This is a genomic window from Pedobacter sp. MC2016-14 (assembly GCF_020991475.1).
Classification (GTDB): domain Bacteria; phylum Bacteroidota; class Bacteroidia; order Sphingobacteriales; family Sphingobacteriaceae; genus Pedobacter.
The window spans coordinates 295,436-315,851 of sequence record NZ_JAJMPA010000001.1 but is presented as its reverse complement, the minus strand read 5'-3'; the positions used below and the strand labels follow the sequence as shown (position 1 = coordinate 315,851).

Here is a 20,416-nt window from a genome sequence, read left to right as displayed (position 1 = left end):
AGGGATGACACATGACAGCGCAAGACTTCTATGGTCAAATGTGCGAATTATAATTCACACATTTGGAATAAAGTATATAAATTCTATATTAATTAATTAATAACGCTTGTTGATTTCTTAATAATTACAGTACTAGCCCATTTTTTCAAATTTTACCCCTTTTTTTTTGCCATGGTGGCTATTATGGATCCCATTTCCATTTAATTCTTTAAATATCGTGAATATTTTTAAAAATGTACACATGATTTGTTATGTTTACAGGAAGAAATACTAGAGATTATCAATACTTCAATTATATGACTAAGATTACAAAAATTTGCTGCATTGGTGCAGGTTATGTAGGCGGACCCACCATGGCCATTATCGCTTTAAAATGCCCGCACATACAGGTGACTGTTGTGGATTTAAACGTGGCCAGAATTGAGGCCTGGAATGATCCTGATACCAATAACATTCCTGTTTATGAGCCAGGTTTGAGCGAAGTGGTCGCGGAAGCAAGGGGAAGAAACCTGTTTTTTTCTACTGAAGTGGACAAAGCCATAGATGAGGCGGAAATGATTTTTATTTCTGTAAATACGCCAACTAAAACCTACGGTGCAGGTAAAGGTATGGGCGCTGATTTGAAATACATTGAGCTATGTGCCCGCCAGATTGCAAGGGTATCTACCTCTGATAAAATTATTGTGGAGAAATCTACCCTTCCGGTAAGGACTGCTGAAGCCGTGCGTGATATTTTACACAATACGGGCAGTGGTGTTAAATTTGAAGTGCTTTCTAATCCTGAGTTTTTAGCGGAAGGTACGGCTGTAGAAGATTTATTTGCGCCAGACCGTGTATTGATTGGTGGTGACAGTACGGATACCGGAAAGGAAGCCATTGCTGCTTTGGTAGATGTGTATGCGAACTGGATTCCTAGAGAACGTATTTTGACCACCAATGTATGGTCTTCTGAGTTGAGTAAACTGGTTGCAAATGCTTACCTGGCCCAACGTATTTCTTCTATCAATGCCATTTCTGAACTTTGTGAGAAAACGGAAGCGGATGTAAATGAAGTTGCCCGGGCTATTGGTACGGACAGCAGGATTGGTTCTAAATTCTTAAAAGCTTCTGTTGGTTTTGGGGGTTCTTGTTTTCAAAAGGACATTTTAAACCTGGTCTATATTTCCCGTAGTTTTGGCTTACAGGAGGTTGCGGATTACTGGGAGCAGGTGATCATCATGAACGACCACCAGAAGAAACGTTTTGCGTTAAATATCATTAAAAATTTATACAATACCATTTCTGGTAAAAAGATTGCCTTTTTAGGCTGGGCTTTTAAAAAGGATACCAATGATACGCGTGAGTCTGCCGCGATTTATGTGGCTGATGAACTGCTGAACGAGCAGGCGAAAATCCGTGTGTATGATCCGAAGGTAACTGCTGGTCAGGTGTACGGTGATCTGGATTACCTGGAAACCCGTAAACCGGAGCAAAACCAGGAAGCGGTAAAGGTATTTGAGGATCCTTATCGTGCTTGTGAAAACGCACATGCGATTGCAGTACTGACTGAATGGGACGAATTTAAGGAGTATGACTGGCAGCGCATTTATGACAGCATGTTGAAACCGGCAAAGATTTTTGACGGCCGTAACTTGCTGGATGCGGATAAATTAAGGGCGATTGGCTTTAAGGTGCAGAGTATCGGAAGTTAGCGTTCGGGGATGTATTCGCAAGCTGCATCCGCTAGGCCTTCGGCAACCGGCGCTAGGCTTGCTCATACATCCCCTCACTTTACCAAAAAAAACCGCATTGCGCATATGCAAATAGCATAGAAGAGGTTGTATCTTTCAATTGCAGAAAGTACATTGAGTATACACAAATAGCATAGAGGTTGTGTCGTTTTTTTAACGATGCAACCTTTTTTATTTTACGATGGCTTCTAGTTTTTCTTTGAGGAGATTGGGAGAAAATGGTTTGGTCAGGTAGTCGTCCAGGTAGGTATAGCTGAAGGATTGCTGGATATCTACTTCGCTGGAAGCGGTGAGGGCGATGATTTTGATTTGGGAGATCCTGACATCTTCGACTTCCCGGATTAATTTAGCGGCTTCAAAGCCGTCCATCACGGGCATGTGGATGTCCATGAGTATGACATCAAATTCACCGGTTTTTGCTTTTTCGAGTGCTTCCAGTCCGTTGTGCACCTCGGTGTACCTGCAGTTCCATTGGTCCAGGATCCTTTTGAGCAGCATGATGTTGATGAGGTTGTCTTCTGCGATGAGGATATTGAGCTGACTGATGTCGATGATGGTTGGGCCAATTGGTACAGCGGCTACTGTGGGATGCTGGCTGCTGACAAAATCGTAGCGCAGATCAAATGTGAATGTTGAGCCCTTGTTTTCTTCGCTTTCCAGGATCAGGTTGCTGTCGTGCAGTTGCACCAATCGTTTTACAATGGCCAGGCCTAGCCCGGTGCCACCATAGCGTTTGGCGATGTTGTTATCGGCTTGCAAAAAAGGTTCGAAAATGATGGTCTGCTTATTTTTTGGGATGCCGATACCATTGTCGCTTACTTTAAAAGCCAGTAAAACGCTGTTTTGATCTTTGGTGATGGTTTTTACCGAGATTTCGACCTTCCCTTTTGCGTCGGTAAATTTGATGGCATTGGAGATGAGGTTATTTAAGATTTGCGTGAGCCGGGTTTGATCGCCGTTCAGCATCAGTGGGCATTGTTCATCTTCTGTATTGAGCAGCAGTGCTACGCCCTTTTGTTTGGCCTTGCTGTGGAAGGAGCCATAAATGTTCTGGAGTAACTGCTGCAAATTAAATTCGGACTTGCTGAGTACAATTTTATCGGCATTCAGCTTGCTGAAATCCAGGGTGTCATTGATGAGGGCCATTAAATTTTCTGCCGAGAAACGCAGGATGGCAAGGTGTTCTTCCTGGTCTTTGCGGGGATGCCCGGTACTTAGCAAATTGCTCATTCCTATGACCGCATGGAGCGGGGTGCGCAATTCGTGAGACATGGAGGAAAGGAAATTTGCCCGCATTTTTGTGGCTTGCTGCGCCTCGCTGAGGGCTTGCTGAAGCTGGATGTTGAGCTCGCGCTCTTTGATCTGGCTTTGGTAAAAAGATTTGAAAAACTCGTAATGCATCAATACCAGCAGGATGAAATTGCCGGTAAAAGCCACCAGGAAGCTTGGTCTTTGTGCCTGCAGGTTGGTAATGTACACTTCGCCGGGTGCTATGTTTGCGTATAAAAGACGGATAAATACAGGTACTACGGTGATGATGGCGTACCAGATGCCCCAGTTTTTACCCAAAATGTAAAAAGAGGCGGAAATAGTGATGAGGATAAGCTGAAAGGTGATCATGTTCATGCCATGTGAATAGAGCATGAGGTTAGACCACATGAAGAGACAAAGGGAAAGCAACAGCATGTGTCCTGATATTTTCCATTTGCCTTTGACCAGTAAGAGATAAAGCGCAAAACACAATGCCGCCAGAAGCGTACCTAAACGAGGGATAGCATGCGGGTTGAGTGGATTGTAAAATAAAATAACCAGTAATACGCTGCAGAGCAGGATCAGGAACAGCAGGCCAAAGGTTAGGATTTTAATCCTGGCTTTCATTAAGGGTACGGAGCTGTCTGATAAAAGTGCCTGATAGTTTAGTTGTATGGCCATTGCAAGCAAATTTAGGGAAAAACATCAGCTTTTAAAGTTTGACCGACAATAAATGCCCATAGGTGCAGCGGCATTTATTGTTTATTATTGTGGTGAAATAAAGTACCTTCGTTATTTACGACGTATTTATTATAGTTTGATCTGCAAATTTTATCGATTTTTAAGAATATGAATACAAATGGAGGAAATTTAGGCTAAATGCAGGGGATGGATGAGGTTAGGGCGAAAGAACTGCTGCAAAAAGTTGCGGCAGGGGATGAATATGCCTTTGCCCAGCTCTTTGATCTTTATAGGCCGAATATTTATTCGACAGCTTTGCGGCTTACGGGTGAGGTATTTATTGCGGAAGAAATTGCCCAGGATGCTTTTTTGAAGGTTTGGTTAAACAGATTGACTTTGCCTGATATCGTTAATTTTGATGGCTGGTTGTATACGATAGCAAAGAATTTGACTTTTAATGCCATTAAAGGCCTGCAACAAGAAAAGAAGAAGCGTTTGGAAATGGTTCAGGAATCACTTACCGCACACTATCCGCAAACCGATCATTTGGTACAGGAAAAGCAATTTAACGCCATTTTGGAACAAGCGATAGCGCGGCTGCCGCCAAAGCAAAAGCAAACTTATTTGCTGATTAAAAAGCAGGAGATGAAAAGGGAAGAGGTGGCTGCGGAGTTACAGGTATCTGCAGAAACCGTAAAATGGAACCTTGAGCAGGCCATGAAAAGTATCCGTGCATTTTGCCTGGTACACCTGGATGAGGTACCCAGAATTTTTATGTTGTATTATTTTACAAAATATTTTTAGTCCTTACCCCCCAAAGGTCGCCAGCTCTTGTCTATGTTGTTTTAAAAGCTAATAAAGGGAAAATTCCCATTTGAATTTGAGATGAATAAAGAAACGGGCAGACTACAGCAGTTGTACAAATTGAGCATGAATGAGGAGGCCTCGGCAGCGGAACTGCAGGAAATGGCCGATTTGCTGCTGATGCCTGAGCATAAGGTGCTGGCAGATGACTTGCTTTTTAATGCCTACATGGAGCCTAAAGATATTAAGGATGATGTAAGCTTAAGCACCAGGCTGGCCATTTTGCAGGCTATCTTTGCTGCCGACCGTTCTATGGCCACTCAACCTGTGGTTAAACAGTTCCCTTTCAAAATATGGATGGCCGCTGCAGTTTTACTGATTGCAGGTGCATTGGCCATTCTCGTTAATTCTTCGCGATTTAATGGTAATGCCAGCAAGTATAATGGTATAGCTGCAATAAATGATATTGATGCCGGAAAAAACGGGGCTACGCTTACGCTGGCAGACGGACGGAAAATAAGGCTTTCTGATGCGGTAACCGGAAAGCTGGCCACTGAGGCCGGCGTGAGCATTGTAAAAACCAGGGAGGGCCAACTGCAATATTCTGTGCTCCTGAACCAACAGGGCAAGGAGAAAGCTACCTTCAATACGCTTTCTACGGCCAGGGGAGAAATGTACCAGGTTGTGCTGCCAGATGGATCTAAAGTTTGGCTCAATGCATCATCTTCTTTAAAATATCCTTCTTCTTTTACATCGGTTAAGGAAAGAAGAGTGGAGCTTGTAGGAGAGGCGTATTTTGAAATTTCAAAAGTTTTTAGGAAAGGGCAGAAGGAAAGGCTACCCTTTATGGTGGTTACAAAAGGCCAGTCGGTAGAGGTACTGGGTACACATTTTAACATCAACAGCTATGCTGATGAGCCCAATACGAAAACGACTTTGCTGGAGGGCAGTATACGCGTCAATCCATCAGATGTGATATTAAAACCAGGCGAGCAGGCTGTGGTATCTAAAACGGGCGCTGTTAAAGTAGGGCTTACCGATTTGGAAGGCGTAATGGCCTGGAAAAATGGCGACTTTATATTTAGCCCTGGTGACGACCTGAAATCGGCCATGCGTAAAATAGCGAGATGGTACGATGTTGAGGTGATATACGATGCTTCTGCGCCCTTAGGCATGGAGCCACGGGGATGGATTTCAAGAAAGAATAAGCTCTCTGCTGTGTTAAGCAGAATAGAATCAACAGGAAAAGTTCATTTTAAAATTGAAGGAAGGAGGGTTACTGTAATGAGGTAAAACATACCAAATGCGGTAATGCGTAGAAAGAAGATCAGCAGTGCTTGGAACACTACTGATCTGGATTTGGCATTACGTTAATACATATTTAGAACACCTATCAACTTAAACCAAACAAACTTAGTGAAAAATTGCCATAAATAGCAATGGAAAGGTCTCTTGTCGGCCGCTAAGGATGTTTACAACTTAGACAAAAATGTATAAAATTTATACCAGGAAACCGGGTATAGCAGATCGTTATATCCATAAATTATGGATGATTATGCGCTTAACCACGATACTATTGATTGTAAGCTTACTACAGGTAAGTGCGGCGGGACTTGCACAAAAAGTTACTGTAGTAGCCAATAAAGCACCATTAGAAAATGTTTTAAGAACCATCCGTATGCAAAGCGGTTACGATATTTTTTATGATGGCAAAGATTTAGTGGGCAGCGCTCCGGTAAATATCTCGGTGCACGATGTGTCTGCAGAGCAAGCTATTATGCTGGCGCTGGAAAAACAAGCCTTAACTTATACCATAGAAGGAAATGTGGTGGTGATTACCCGTAAAGTCCCTTCGGTTTTAGAGCGGGTGGTAACTGCTTTTAGCCAGATGGAAGTGCAGGGAAGGGTGGTAGACGAGAAGGGAAATCCACTTTCCGGAGCCAATATATGGATATCTGGTTCAAACAGGGGCTACGGTACTGGTGAATCTGGTCGTTTTATACTTAGCGATATGACGGGCAATGAAACTTTGATTACTACCTATTTGGGCTATAAAACCGATACGCTAAAGTTAAGAGGACAAAAAAATGTGACCATTAGGATGCAGCCCATGGTGTCTGCATTGGCCGAGGTAGCGATTGCAGTAAATACGGGTTATCAGGAACTGGACAAACAAAGGGCTACTGGTTCATTTGGAAAACCGGATATGGAGGTTTTTAAAAACCGTACCGGAACACCTGATATTATAGGCCGGTTGGAAGGTTTGGTTCCAGGTCTGGTGGTTGTTCCGGGACCATCTGGTAAGACCGGTAGTTACATCACCAGTAGTTCGGGTACACAGAGAAGTTTAGTCCGTGGCAAAAGCACTGTGAATTTGCAGTCTGAGCCACTGTATGTGGTTAACGGGGTGCAGGTACGTGACCTCTCTAACTTCAATCCGGATGATGTAATGGACATTACCGTGCTTAAGGATGCCGCCGCATCATCCATTTACGGGGTTCAGGCCACCAATGGCGTAATTGTAATTACCACAAAAAAAGGTAATCCTTATAGTAGGATTAAAGTGAATTATAATGGCTATTTCAATTTCCAGAACCGGCCCAATTTTGCGAAGAGCCACATGCTGAGCAGCAGTCAGTATATCCAGGCGGCAAGGGAAACATTTGACGCAGCTGTTAATCCATTAATTTACATGAACGGATCGATCGTTGCACCACATGAATATATTTTGTACGATCAGGAAGCACACAAAAATGATCCTGCCTATGTAGCAAGAACCAATGCACAGCTGGACAGCCTGGGCAGGATAGACAACAAAAGTCAGATCCTGGATTTATGGTATCAAAATGCCGTTGTAATGAACCATACCTTATCCGCATCTGGTGGTGGGGATGCTTATAATTTTTATACTTCGCTATCTTATGCAGATAACCAAAGTACCACCAGGGGAACGAATAACAATAGTTACCGCGTGAATTTTAACCAGACTTTTAGTCCGGCCAGGCGTTTGAGAATTTCCCTGAATACTTCATTAGACAATACGCTGAGTAATTATGACAATTCTGCCAGCGTACCCAGTAGTTTTATTCCTTATCAGCTGTTTAAAGATGCCAATGGTAACAATATCAAACTGAATTATCTGAAAAGGTTATCGCCCGAGGTTGTTGCTGATTACGAAGCCAGAAGTGGGATTAACCTGGATTATAGTCCGGTGGACGAGCGGGAAGCAGGGTACAATAAAAGAAATGCACTGACCATAAATGTAACGGGTAATGTAAATTTGAACATTTGGAAAGGTTTCAGTTTTGACGGAACCTACGGCTACCAAAAAGGACTTGGGAAAGGAAATTCTTTTAAAGATATGAGGGATTATGACGCCCGGTATCAGGTGGTGAGTTTAACGATGCCTGCCACGGCTACCTCTCCAATTAAATACCTGTTGCCAATAACTGGTGGCCGTTACACAATAGATGATTATGAACAGCGCAACTGGACCTTGAGGAACCAATTGGTATATGCTGCAAATCCGAGATACGGAAGGGATAACTTAAGTGTACAGATTGGACAAGAGGTACTTGAAAATTTAGGTAAACGAACGAATTCATCTTTATTGGGCTATGACGAAGATCTGCAAACCTACACGCTGCTGGACTATGTTACTTTAAGAAATGGAGTAAGCGGCACGGTAACGGGTTACGGCGGTTTTTATGATACGCCTTACAGTGTAATGGAAGAACTTACCCGCAATACTTCTTTATTTGGTTTGTTCAATTATACTTTTAACGGAAAGTATAGCCTGGATGCGAGCTGGAGAAAGGACAAAAGCAACTTATTTGGCTCCGAACACTCGATGCAACGAAAACCAACCTACAGTGTTGGTGCCAAATGGCAGTTGAAAAGGGAGGAATTTTTACAGGGTATAAACTGGCTGAATGATTTGGGTTTAAGGGCAACCTATGGGATTACCGGAAACTCGCCGTATGTAGGCGCATCTTCGCAATTTGATATATTGGGTAGCAGCAATGATGCGGTAACGGGTGCATCACTTTATCTGGCTATACCTGCCAATGATAAACTAAGTTTCGAAAAAACGCGTACCACTAATATAGGCCTGGATTTTAGTTTATTTAAAAACCGGATTGGAGGTTCTGTAGATATATATGATAAAAAAACCACAGATCTGCTGGGCTCTTACCGGACTAATCCGCTTACTGGAACCAGCAGTACGACAGGTAACCTGGGTAATTTAAATAACAAAGGGATTGAGTTGAGTTTACGGACGGAAAATATTCAGACCCGTAATTTTAACTGGTCGACTAATTTTGTATTCAGCTTCAATAAAAATAAACTGATTTCTTATGTTGAACCACAGCCTTACATGTTGACAGGTGATGGCAGGTTGTATGCTCAAAGTGTTGTAGGCTATGAAACAGGGGCATTATTTGCGTACAGATTTGCGGGGCTGGATAACATGGGCGACCCCCAAATTCAGCTGGCCGATGGTACCATAACCAAATCGAACGAGCAAGGAACTGTGATGGCAGATGATTTATTGTACATGGGCACCACCGCACCAAAATTTAATGGTGGATTGAGCAATACTTTCCGGTACAAAAACCTTTCCATTGCCGCTAATATGGTCTATAGTCTTGGACATGTAATGCGGCGACCTGCATATATGACATTTGATGGCAGACTTACTGCAGAGGGTTTTTCCGGTAACTTACCGCAGGAATTTATGCAGCGCTGGAAAAAGCCAGGGGATGAAGCTTTTACCAATATTCCATCTTTTGTAGCCGGGTATGATGGTTATAGCCGTAGAAGTACCCAGTATTACACACAGGCAGACATCAATGTTATTGACGCATCTTATATCAAACTTAGGGATGTGACCCTTTCTTATAGTTTTGCTACATCCATATTGCGGCTGATTAGGGTAGAAGCTGTAAACGTATTTGTGCAAACCGGTAATTTTATGATCTGGAAAGCAAATAAGAATGGCATAGACCCTGAAGCTGCCTATGATTACATTGCCGGACGTGCAGGCAGGACTTTTAGTATTGGAGCCAGTGTTACATTTTAATAAACAGAAAGAGATGAACAGATTTAACTATTATATACTTTTTGCTGCGTTATTGGTGGGTAGCCTAACGGGTTGCAAAAAAGATTTCCTAAGCGTTGTGCCCAAAGGAAAGCAAGTGGCTAAAGTTACAGCCGATTACGATTTACTGATGAATGGTACCGATCTTTACGTTAACAGTTATGCTGGTGGCTGGCAGGCCCAGGCTTTGATGGGAGATGATGTAGCGGCAGAGGGTACTTTGTTTAGCAAGGCTACCTCAATTTCACAAAAAACATTTCGCTGGGACAATGACATTTACCTTTCCAGCGAGAACCCGTTTGCCTTGCAGTCATTTTTGGAAGACATTTATCTGTTAAATAAGGTGATTAATGAAGTAATGGCTTCTCCGGGCGGTACCGAGGCCCAAAAGAAATCAATTTTGGGGGAAGCGCTTGCCTGCAGGGCCTGGATCTATTTTCAGCTGATTAATGTGTATGGTAAGCCTTACGAGGCCGGTACTGCAGCTGCAGATCCTGGTTTTCCTATTATCAAAACAGCAGACATTACCGAAACTGGCTTTAAGCGCAACACTATACAGGAAGTATATGATTTTATCGTCAGCGATTTTACAACGGCAATTGCAGATTTGCCGATCCAGAATAAATTTCCAACGCGTTTTTCAAAACCGGCAGCAGAAGGCGTACTGGGAAAAGTATACCTGTTTATGCACCGGAATACAGATGCTCTGGGCATGTTCAACGCTGCATTTACGCATATGGCAGCGCAGCCGGTGCCGGCAAGGTTGTACGATTACAATGTAGAGTTTGGTCCTGGTGGTAAGTTTATGCCGATTGGGTTTGCCGGGCCAAATAATGCACCTGGTCAAAATACGAACGATTTTACAGAAGGCATCCTAACAAGGATCAATTATAACGGGCCATATAGTGGAAATGGTCTACAGAATGAGTTTATTGTCCTTTCTCCGAAAGCTGTAGATTTATTTGAACCGTTAGATTTGCGCTTGAATTTTTATGCTCCTTTTATTACTTCAACGATGCAACCCAATCCGTCGGGCAGGTTATCTAAGTATGCTGTTAGGTACAGTAGAATTGGCTTGGAACTACCCGATTTATACTTGCTTAGGGCTGAAGTTAAAGCGCGCTTAGCTGATCTTTCTGGTGCAAAAGCTGATGTTGAGGCCTTGCGGAACAAAAGGATGCTGGATGGTACGGTGCCTGCTGTGGTAGCGGCTGATAAAATGGCCTTGCTCAATTTTATCCTTGATGAAAGGGTGAGGGAATTTGCAGCCGAAGGCTATCGTTGGTTTGACATGAGGAGGTTGTACGTAGACCCGCTTTTTACTAAACCGACCTATACTCATATTTTGTACAATGATGCAGTACCGAATACGACAAACATCAGCACTTTTACCTTACGCCCGGAGCGTTTAACCATGAAGATTCCACCTTACATCATGGATTCAAATCCACAGTTTACAAATAATCCATAACTGAAGCAACCTATACTATTATCCTAACTGCTGCATGTAATGTGTAGCAGAAGGGAATATTACAACCTTAAAAAATAAAACATTGGAAAAAAGCATCATTAAAATCGAACATTTATCTCATAAGTACAGTGCCTCCTGGGCCATACGTGATATAAATATGGAAATTAACCACAGTGGTATTGTGGGTTTACTGGGCTCTAACGGGGCTGGAAAATCCACCACCATGAACATTCTTTGCGGTGTGCTGAGCCAAACCGAAGGCGAAGTATACATTAACGGGATTAATGTAAGGGAGCAGCCTGAACTGGCTAAACAGCAAATCGGTTTTTTGCCGCAAAATGCACCCTTGTATACTGACCTTACTGTAGACGAGTACCTGATTTACTGTGCGGAACTTAGGCGAATGCCGGATGACCAGATCAAAGCCGCCTTGGAGGAAGCTAAAGAACGTTGCGGGATTAGCCATTTTAGCAGCAGGTTAATTGGTAACCTTTCTGGCGGTTACAGACAGCGTGTGGGCATAGCCCAGGCCATTATTCACCATCCAAAAGTGGTGGTGCTGGATGAGCCTACTAATGGGTTGGATCCTAACCAGATTACGGAAGTAAGGGCATTAATTAAAGAAATTGCCACGGATAGGCTGGTGATTTTTTCTTCGCATATTTTATCAGAAGTGCAGGTGCTTTGTAAAGACATCAAAATGATTGAGGGTGGGCGAATTGTATTTGAGGATACGATGGATGCTTTTAACAATTATGTTGAGCCGCATAGTGCTCTAATGTTGATGGAAAATCCTCCTGTGGAAGCTGAGTTTTTAAAGATTGAAGGCGTGGATCGCGTAGATTTTTTAACAGAAAGACAGGTGCGGGTATATTTTAATGGCAGCCAGGAAATTTCTGAGCGGCTCATTTCAACTAGTGTACACAATGGATGGCGCTTGAAAGAAATTAACCTGGATAAAACCGCATTAGATGAAGTATTTAAACAATTGTCAACCAAATCCTCATAAAGCGTAATGAAACCATCATGATCTTTCAAAATCTCACAGTGGAATGATTAAGATCATGATCGCTTCATCACCAATAAAAATAAATTATAAACTGATGAAAATCATATTTAAAATAGCAAAAACAGAGTTAAAAAACCTTTTTTACTCGCCAATCCCCTGGTTTCTGATGATCGCTTTTATGGTTACCTGTGCAATTGTATACATGGATATGGTAGACAGTACGGCCCAGAGCCAGGAAATAGGCGGACCGGGACTGGAATATATGAGAGACCTAACCAGCAGAGTTTTTACTGGAAGAGGTGGCCTTTTTAACAAGGTGATGCAAAATTTGTATCTTTTTATGCCCTTACTCACCATGGGGCTGATTAGCCGGGAAATAAATGCAGGCACCATTAAACTACTGTATTCTTCGCCAGTGAAAATCCGCGACATTGTATTCGGAAAATACCTGGCCATGATGGTTTACAGTTTGATTCTTGTGGCTATAGTCAGCATTTTTATGGTAGCGGGTTATTTTCATATTGTTGAACTGGATTCGGGAATGTTGTGGTCCAGTGCCCTTGGCTTGTATTTATTGTTGTGCGCCTATGCTGCCATAGGCATGTTTATGTCTAGCTTAACTACCTACCAGGTTGTGGCTGCCATTAGTACGTTTATGATGATTGGTGTATTAAGTTATATTGGTGAAATGTGGCAGGAAATAGATTTTGTACGTGATCTTGCCTATTTTCTTTCTTTGTCTGGCCGTACAGGGCATATGCTCAACGGGCTGCTGACCACCAAAGACATCATTTATTTTATTGTTATTGTATACATCTTTTTAGGTCTTACCATTTTTAAACTTACTGCCGGCCGGGAGTCTAAACCTTTTGCGGTGAAGGCAGGGAGATATGCCTTTATAGTAATCTCTGCCCTGGCTATTGGGTACATTAGCTCCAGACCTGCCATGACAGGTTATGTAGATACCACCAGGAACCAAAAAATGACACTGACAGTGAATGCGCAGAAAATTATTAAACAGCTGGGTGATGACGAACTGGAGATTACGCAATACAACAACTTACTGGATAATTTTAACTGGCTTGGTTTTCCGGCGCAACGTAACAACTACCTGAGCGTATGGGAACCCTATACCAGGTTTAAACCAGGGATTAGTTTTAAATATGTAAGCTACTACGATACGGTATACAATACTGGTGGGATGGGTGTGCAAATGGGTTTTCCTGAAGGCAAAACGATGAAACAAAAGGCAGAGATCCAAGCCAAGAACTATAGGGTAGACCTGGGCATGTTTAAATCTCCTGCCGAAATCCATAAAATCATTAACCTTACACCAGAGCGTAACCGTTTTGTAATGCAGTTGAAATATAAAGGCAAAACGACCTTCCTTCGTGTTTTTGACGACATGGAAATGTTTCCGGGCGAAGCGGAGGTTTCAGCGGCATTTAAAAGGTTAATGTCTGCAAAGCTGCCTAAAATTGCATTCTTAAAAGGAAACCTTGAGCGTGACATTACAAAAAACAGTGAGCGTGACTATTTGGTGCTGGCCAACATGAGTACCTTTCGTAATTCATTAATTAACCAGGGATTTGACACAGATACACTGTCGCTCGAAACTCAAAATATCCCGGCTGATATCTCTGCAATTGTAATTGCCGATCCAAAAACTGCGCTGAGTGGAATTACCTTGGCAAAGATTGAAGCTTTTATAGCGCAGGGAGGCAATTTGCTGATTAATGGCGAACCGGGTAAGCAGGACATCTTAAATCCATTGCTGGCGAAACTGGGTGTTCAATTGATGCCAGGTGCTATTGTACAGCCTGAGAAAGAGCTGCCACAGCATTTAGCACAGAATGAAATAACGGCTTTTGCTGGTGGATTTACCAAAAACCTGGCTAAAAGCAGGACTGACAGTACGGTGGTAACGATGCCGGGTGCCACAGGGATTAACTACAGCACTACCGGCCCCTTTAAAGTAACCCCATTGCTGCAAACTAACGAAAAGAAAAGCTGGCTTAAAAAGAACAAATATGTGCTGGACTCTGCCACAGTAGAATTTTCTGCTGCTGAAGGAGACATCAGGAAATCTTTTGCTACGGCGGTAGCCTTAACAAGGACGATAAATGGGAAAGAACAAAGAATAGTAGTATCTGGTGATGCAGATTTTATGAGCACGGCAGAATTAAAACGATATGGAGTTAAAAATTGTAATTTTATTTATAATACAGCTTTGTTTAGCTGGTTAAGTAATGGCGAGTTTCCTATTGATACTTCCAGGCCCGACTCAAAAGATAAACGTATGAAAGTGTCTACTGAGCAGCTGAAGTTCCAAAAGATTATCTTTATCTGGGTGCTGCCTGCACTAATCCTTGCCTTTGCTGCGGTTTTATTAGTGAGACGTAAAAGAAAATAATATATGTTATTTACCACCGACCAGCAGACGCTGGAAGATTTGAATATTTTTGGTAAGCATGGAAGTGAATCCATTTATGCCATCTATAACCGCAGCAGTACCCGTGGCGGGGCTGCGCTTTTGGAAGAAATGTTCAGGTATCCTTTGTCGGATGAAAGCGCCATTAACCGGCGAAGTGGTATTATCCAGTACTTTGCGGGCATAGGCCTGGATTTTCCCTTACAAAGCAGTCATTTTGATGCAATTGAACCTTATCTGGAAAATACCGATGAGCGAACCAAGCTTGAGGCAGGAGATCAATCTGTAACAAGGAGGTTAACCAACCTGATTGCTGTAGACGCTGATACTTCGGCGATACATAAAGGGGTAACAACGTTAGTAGATTTGTTGAAAAGCCTGCATACTTTTCTGCTTTCATTGCAGGTAGAAAAGGGGAATCCCTGGCATGCCGACAGCACTATTATGGCCGGAATTCTTGCTGCGCCATCTTTTAGCGCAATTTTGCAAGGGGGGGCTGGCAAATTATCTCATGCAGAGCTGGCTGAATATGATGTGCTTTTCCGTTTCAGGCAGCGGGAAGACATCCTGAAGCTGCTGCGCCATGTTTATTTTTTGGATGTTTATTGTGCGGTGGCAAAAGTTGCCGGATCACGAGGATTTGTATTTCCAAAGGCCCTTCCGGGACATACCCACGAGCTTCATTTAATTGATGTATACCATCCGCAGGTTAAAAATGCGGTGCCCAATTCTATTGATATTACCGCGGAAAGCAATGTGATTTTTTTGACGGGTGCTAACATGGCGGGTAAATCTACTTTCATGAAATCCTTGAGTATAGCCATGTACCTGGCCCATATGGGTTTTCCTGTGGCTGCGGCTAAAATGGAGTTTTCTGTGCTGGATGGTGTTTATACCACCATTAACCTGCCAGATAACCTGGGCATGGGGGCCAGTCATTTTTATGCGGAAGTATTGCGGGCAAAAAAGATGGCTATGGAACTAAAGAACAAGCGGCTTTTTGTGCTGTTTGATGAGTTGTTTCGCGGGACGAATGTGAAAGATGCAGGCGAAGCGACCATTGCCTTTACAGGGGCATTTGCCGCAAAAAAGGGGAGCATTTTTGTAATCTCTACGCATATCATTGAAGCTGGTGCGGTACTTAAAGAGCGGTGTAAAAACATTAATTTTATTTACCTGCCTACGCTTATGGAAGGAACAAAGCCAGTGTATACATACAAACTGGAGCAGGGCATTACGGAAGACCGACATGGCATGGTGATCATTAACAATGAGGGAATTTTGAATGTTCTGGATGAAGGAGCACGGAGTAAGGATGAAGGAGTAAGGAACAAGGATGAAGGAATAAGGAGTAAAGATGAAGGATTAGGGAGCAAGGATGAAGGATTAAGGAGTAAAGATGAAGGATTAGGGAACAAGGATGAAGGAGTAAGGAATAAAGATGAAGGATTAAGGAGCAAGGATGAAGGAGGCTTTATTGCAGATAAACAAACACTGAACGATTTGAATTTACTGGGGAAATACAAACCCAATTCTATCTACAGTCTTTTTAACCAGGTACAGACGGCCGGAGGCGAGCGACTGTTGCAGGAAATGTTTAACGCGCCATTAACCGAGCCTGTGCAGATTAATGAACGCAGTGCGCTGTTCAGGTACTTTCATGAAAATGAGCACCACTTTGCTTTTAAAAGGCAAACTTTTGAGCAGATGGAGTCTTATCTGGGCATGGGCACCAATAGCAATTTTGTTGCGGCATTAGCTAACACAGCCTACCAAAAATTTTCTGCTTCTTTTTTACGTGATGAGCAATACGAGAGCGCTCATACCGGGCTGCTGGCAACGGTAGCCGTGCTGAATGCTTTTCGTGATTTTGTAAGTATGGAGGATGGGGACGAGAATCCTTATGCCCGGGAAAAAAAGGCGATGAGAGCGGTTTTTTCGGACGGACGATTGCAATGGCTCTCTACTGAACGGAACACAACGGTTTTTCCGCTGCTGGCCTTTGCAAAATACGATTACCTGCTGAAGCAGACTTTGCAGAAAGAAATGGAAAGTTTGTTAAAAGGGATGCACCGCGCAGATGTTTATCTTTCTGTAAGTAAAGTGGCCAGGGCGAATGGTTTTAGTTACGCAAAAGCTCATCCCCAGGGCGGGAACGTGATGCGAAGCACTGCGCTTAGGCATCCGGGGCTTGCCAAAGGGGTTGCCAATCCAGTTTCCTTTAACCGGGATCAAAACCTGATGTTTTTAACAGGTGCCAACATGGCGGGTAAATCTACCTTTATGAAGGCATTTGGCATTGCAGTTTACCTGGCGCACATGGGCTTTCCTGTTGCCGCTAAGGAGATGGATTTTTCTGTGCTGGATGGCATTTATTCTTCTATTAACGTTGCCGATGATTTAAATATGGGCCATAGCCATTTTTATGCCGAGGTGCTGCGGGTAAAAAATGTTGCAGAAGAAGTGGCCAGTGGCAAAAACCTGGTGGTATTGTTTGATGAGTTGTTTAAAGGAACCAACGTGAAAGATGCATATGATGGAACGCTATCTGTAACTGCGGCCTTTGCTAAATACACCACTTGTTTTTATATTGTTTCTACCCATATTATTGAAGTTGGAGAGGCTTTGCAAAGCAAGGCCGAAAACCTGCAGTATGCGTACCTGCCAACGGTAATGGAAGGCAATACGCCAAGATATACTTATCAGCTCAAACAAGGTATTACCTCCGACAGGCAGGGTATGATGATCATTGAAAATGAAGGGATCCTGGATATTTTAAAAGATAACATACAGGTTTAAATGAATTAAGGCTGTATCGTAACAGATCTCCCGGTTGCTCTGCATGTTGGGATGACGAATTTTGATACAGCCTTATCTAATTGTTAGGGTAACACAATTGTGTTTGCATCTAGCGTTACAGCGGTTTGGGCCAATAAACGGCCGGTAACTTTGGCACCTGTATTTAAGGAGATCAGCGTTTTGCTTAAAATAATCCCTTTAACGTTACTGGTTGTGCCCAATGTGGCTTTACCAGATACTACCCAAAATACATTTTTAGCTTGTGCACCACCTGTAAGTGTGATGATGGCGCCATCGCCAATTACCATGTCTTGTGCAATTTGAAATACCCAGGTATCATTGGCTCCGCCGTTGAGCACTAAGCCTGCGCTGCTAACGGATACTCCTGTACTCCATTTGTATAAACCGGGAGCGATCGTTTTACCACTTAGGTTCCCAGTATGCAGCTCTACCACTGGAGCAGGAGAAACGATGGTATTCCCTGCGTTAAATGCAGTCTCCATATTGCTTATGGCTGTAGTCATTTTTGCAGCTGAAGCTGAATAGTCTGCCGCATAAATATTTCCTACTACCAATGAAGATCCAGCGTATTGTAAGTTTGCATTCATCACTAGTCCGAAACCAGTGATGGCTGTGGCTGCTGCAGGGCTAACACCAATGTCTGCTGTGATTAGTGTTACGCCTGTAGTAGAAATTGCGGTTTTGGCCAGGATGCCAAATGTGCCTGCGGTACCAAGGTTAATAGCGGTTGGGCCAATTGGCGTTGGTGGCGCAGTAACTGTACCAGTTGCTACAAAATTGGCCACTAAGCTGCGGTTTGCCGCCGCGGTGTAGATGTAAATTGCCGTGTTGGCAACGGCAGTCCCGTTTTCGGTCCAGTTGAAAAAGTTATAGCCAGCTGCAGGTGTAGCGGTTGCGGTTACTGTACTGCCTATAGTAAATGTACCTGCTCCGGATACGCTACCGCCTGCCGAAGCAGATGCTAACGTAAGTCGCGTCTGGTTTTCAGTGAGGGCTTCTGTATCACCTCTCTTGGTACAGCTCAGCGTAAATAAGGTAAAAAGTAATGCTAAAAGCCCCAGGCCTTTAAATGTAAATTTTCTGTTCATGGTAAGGCATTTGCAAATGCAGTGCCCTCATTGTGATATGGCTGGCAGTTTACATTAGTAACGGGGTGTATTCCAGTTCTTTGTAAGGTTTAATTATTTTTTGATTAATAATAATTAAAAATTATTTAAATATTTTTATGATTAGTTTAAAGGACTAGTTTGGTATTATTCGCCAAATTGGTACATAATGGTTGTTGAGAATTTATCATGTAATTGAAAAATGGATTATTTATGCAAATAGCCTTTAAAGCCATTTAAAGGCCTGTCAACCTAGTAAATCAAAAGTTCAACTTTTGATTTACTAGGTTGGATGAATTATAGTTCTACAACTTCTCCTGAACCCACAACAGTTTTTTCAATTTCGGGATTGCCGCTGTAACGGATTTGTCCTGATCCGAGAATGGTGGCCTTGATGCGGTTGCTGGCTTTAATGGTTATTTTTCCTGAGCCGCTTATTCTTGCGGTTAGGTTTTCTGTAGCCAGTGCGCTGCCCTCGAAATTGCAGGAGCCACTGAGGTTTGCGCTGATCTGGCTTGTTTTGCCCTGAAGGTTCAGTTGTCCTGATCCACTGATTACGGTTGTTAATTTGTCTGCGTCTATATTGGCTTTGATGCTGCCAGAGCCACTTAAAGTAGTGGTTAAGGCTTCGGCAGTAACGGTACCAATGACTACAATACTGCCATCTCCACTGATGGTGATGCTGCTAAGGCTTTTGGCGTTAACATGGGCGGTGATTTTTTTATTTTCGTAGGTTTTTGCCCAGCTTTTCCAGCTGTTTTTTGGACGGATCACCAATATGCCGTTCCTCACCTCGGCAACAAGGGTAGCAATGGCTTCGGCATCACCTTCAAATTTTAAACTTTCTGTACTCCCCATGTGTACAATCACTTCAATTGGTCCGCCGGAACCAATGCCATGAAAATCTTTAACCTTTCTTTCATCTGTAGGATTGGTATAGGATTGAAATCCTGCTGCCGCATTTGCGGATGCTTTAAAACTAGCACCGCATAGGGTGCTGGCTAACAAAAGTGTATATATTGCTTTCATGCTCTTTAAACGATTATTTAATAGTTTTTGTTATCATAAGACGCAGTAACGTATAAAAAGTTGCAGCCTGTGCAGGTTTGTGAACCTAAATTTATAGCTTAGCGTTATGAAGATTTTAGTATTGGGTGCTTCCGGTCAGCTGGGAAGTTGTTTGAAAAAAGTAGCCGATGAAAGAGGCTTAACTGATCTTTCTTTTCCTGAAGAGGGTAAAGGCAATATTTTGGATCCAGATGCCCTTGACGCACTTTTTGAGGAGGAAAAACCTGCCTATGTCATCAATTGTGCCGCTTATACTGCGGTAGATAAAGCGGAAGATGATGTGGAACTTTGCCGGAAGGTAAACCGTGATGGTGCTGAAAATGTAGCGGTACTGTGCAAAAAATATGCTGCGGTACTGGTGCATGTAAGTACAGATTTTGTATTTGAAGGCAATAGCGTAGGCTTATTACAGGAAGACGATGTTGCAAATCCTATAAACATGTATGGGCTGACTAAACTGGAAGGTGAGCAGGCTGTGACCGCTGCTTTAGCGGAGTATTTTACTTTACGTACCAGCTGGTTATATTCTGAATATGGCAATAACTTTGTAAAGACGATGTTGAAACTGGGAGCGGAACGGGATGAACTGAACATTATTGCGGATCAGATTGGCACACCTACTTATGCCATTGATTTGGCAGGTGCCATTCTTGATATCATCTATTCTGGCTCTAGGGCTTATGGCATTTACCACTACAGCAATGAGGGCGTAACTTCATGGTACGATTTTGCAAAGGGTATTTTTGACCTGAGCGCAACGGAGGTAAAGGTATTTCCTATTCCAACTTCTAAGTATCCTACACGCGCAGTGCGGCCAAAGTTTTCTGTAATGGATAAAGCGAAAATCAAAACTACCTTTAACATTGAAGTCCCTTATTGGAGGGATAGCCTGGCCGTATGTATTTCCAGATTACAATCGATATAAATTTAATTTTTAAACCCAA

Annotated in this window: 12 protein-coding genes; 9 read left to right on the top strand and 3 right to left on the bottom strand. The window is 42.9% G+C overall.

What is annotated here, in order from left to right; translation table 11 throughout:
- The first annotated feature begins 296 nt into the window (after positions 1–296).
- Complete coding sequence (locus LPB86_RS01255) at positions 297–1,691, top strand: UDP-glucose 6-dehydrogenase (RefSeq protein ID WP_230640655.1); 1,395 nt, start codon at positions 297–299, stop codon at positions 1,689–1,691.
- Positions 1,692–1,901: 210 nt separating this feature from the next.
- Here the strand turns inward: LPB86_RS01255 and LPB86_RS01250 are convergent, their stop codons facing one another.
- A complete protein-coding gene (locus tag LPB86_RS01250; protein ID WP_230640653.1) occupies positions 1,902–3,662 on the bottom strand; it encodes an ATP-binding protein in 1,761 nt (586 codons plus the stop codon).
- A gap of 207 nt (positions 3,663–3,869) precedes the next feature.
- Between LPB86_RS01250 and LPB86_RS01245 the strand changes: the two genes are divergently transcribed.
- From LPB86_RS01245 to LPB86_RS01215, 7 genes are all read left to right on the top strand, one after another.
- Positions 3,870–4,466 carry an RNA polymerase sigma factor gene (locus LPB86_RS01245; protein WP_230640652.1) on the top strand — a complete coding sequence of 199 codons (597 nt, stop codon included), beginning with the start codon at positions 3,870–3,872 and terminating at the stop codon, positions 4,464–4,466.
- 81 nt (positions 4,467–4,547) lie between these two features.
- Positions 4,548–5,759 carry a FecR family protein gene (locus tag LPB86_RS01240; protein ID WP_230640650.1) on the top strand — a complete coding sequence of 404 codons (1,212 nt, stop codon included), beginning with the start codon at positions 4,548–4,550 and terminating at the stop codon, positions 5,757–5,759.
- Positions 5,760–5,955: 196 nt separating this feature from the next.
- A complete protein-coding gene (locus tag LPB86_RS01235; protein ID WP_230640648.1) occupies positions 5,956–9,549 on the top strand; it encodes a SusC/RagA family TonB-linked outer membrane protein in 3,594 nt (1,197 codons plus the stop codon).
- Between the two features lie 13 nt (positions 9,550–9,562).
- Entirely contained in the window at positions 9,563–11,038 is a 1,476-nt protein-coding gene (locus LPB86_RS01230; RefSeq protein ID WP_230640647.1) for a RagB/SusD family nutrient uptake outer membrane protein, read from the top strand.
- Between the two features lie 82 nt (positions 11,039–11,120).
- Positions 11,121–12,047 carry an ABC transporter ATP-binding protein gene (locus LPB86_RS01225; protein ID WP_230640646.1) on the top strand — a complete coding sequence of 309 codons (927 nt, stop codon included), beginning with the start codon at positions 11,121–11,123 and terminating at the stop codon, positions 12,045–12,047.
- A 94-nt stretch (positions 12,048–12,141) separates the two neighbouring features.
- Positions 12,142–14,460 (top strand): Gldg family protein, encoded by a 2,319-nt coding sequence (locus LPB86_RS01220; protein WP_230640645.1) that lies wholly within the window; start codon positions 12,142–12,144, stop codon positions 14,458–14,460.
- A gap of 3 nt (positions 14,461–14,463) precedes the next feature.
- Positions 14,464–17,277: a hypothetical protein gene (locus tag LPB86_RS01215; protein ID WP_230640644.1), complete on the top strand. Its 2,814-nt coding sequence runs from the start codon at positions 14,464–14,466 to the stop codon at positions 17,275–17,277.
- Positions 17,278–17,360: 83 nt separating this feature from the next.
- Here LPB86_RS01215 and LPB86_RS01210 read toward each other — a convergent pair whose 3' ends face one another.
- Together LPB86_RS01210 and LPB86_RS01205 are read right to left on the bottom strand one after the other, a co-directional pair.
- Positions 17,361–18,386, bottom strand: a complete 1,026-nt coding sequence (locus tag LPB86_RS01210) for an ice-binding family protein (protein ID WP_230640642.1) — start codon at positions 18,384–18,386, stop codon at positions 17,361–17,363.
- 315 nt (positions 18,387–18,701) lie between these two features.
- Positions 18,702–19,433, bottom strand: a complete 732-nt coding sequence (locus LPB86_RS01205; protein WP_230640640.1) for a head GIN domain-containing protein — start codon at positions 19,431–19,433, stop codon at positions 18,702–18,704.
- 106 nt (positions 19,434–19,539) lie between these two features.
- Between LPB86_RS01205 and rfbD the strand changes: the two genes are divergently transcribed.
- Complete coding sequence (gene rfbD / locus LPB86_RS01200) at positions 19,540–20,397, top strand: dTDP-4-dehydrorhamnose reductase (protein WP_230640639.1); 858 nt, start codon at positions 19,540–19,542, stop codon at positions 20,395–20,397.
- Positions 20,398–20,416: the final 19 nt, after the last annotated feature.

Bases quoted from the DNA above. Each gene is read 5' to 3' on its own strand.
- LPB86_RS01230 (WP_230640647.1), top strand. From the start codon at position 9,563: ATGAACAGATTTAACTATTATATACTTTTTGCTGCGTTATTGGTGGGT.
- LPB86_RS01215 (WP_230640644.1), top strand. From the start codon at position 14,464: ATGTTATTTACCACCGACCAGCAGACGCTGGAAGATTTGAATATTTTT.
- LPB86_RS01240 (WP_230640650.1), top strand. From the start codon at position 4,548: ATGAATAAAGAAACGGGCAGACTACAGCAGTTGTACAAATTGAGCATG.
- LPB86_RS01250 (WP_230640653.1), bottom strand. From the start codon at position 3,662: ATGGCCATACAACTAAACTATCAGGCACTTTTATCAGACAGCTCCGTA.
- rfbD (WP_230640639.1), top strand. From the start codon at position 19,540: ATGAAGATTTTAGTATTGGGTGCTTCCGGTCAGCTGGGAAGTTGTTTG.
- LPB86_RS01205 (WP_230640640.1), bottom strand. From the start codon at position 19,433: ATGAAAGCAATATATACACTTTTGTTAGCCAGCACCCTATGCGGTGCT.
- LPB86_RS01210 (WP_230640642.1), bottom strand. From the start codon at position 18,386: ATGAACAGAAAATTTACATTTAAAGGCCTGGGGCTTTTAGCATTACTT.
- LPB86_RS01235 (WP_230640648.1), top strand. From the start codon at position 5,956: ATGTATAAAATTTATACCAGGAAACCGGGTATAGCAGATCGTTATATC.
- LPB86_RS01255 (WP_230640655.1), top strand. From the start codon at position 297: ATGACTAAGATTACAAAAATTTGCTGCATTGGTGCAGGTTATGTAGGC.
- LPB86_RS01245 (WP_230640652.1), top strand. From the start codon at position 3,870: ATGGATGAGGTTAGGGCGAAAGAACTGCTGCAAAAAGTTGCGGCAGGG.
- LPB86_RS01220 (WP_230640645.1), top strand. From the start codon at position 12,142: ATGAAAATCATATTTAAAATAGCAAAAACAGAGTTAAAAAACCTTTTT.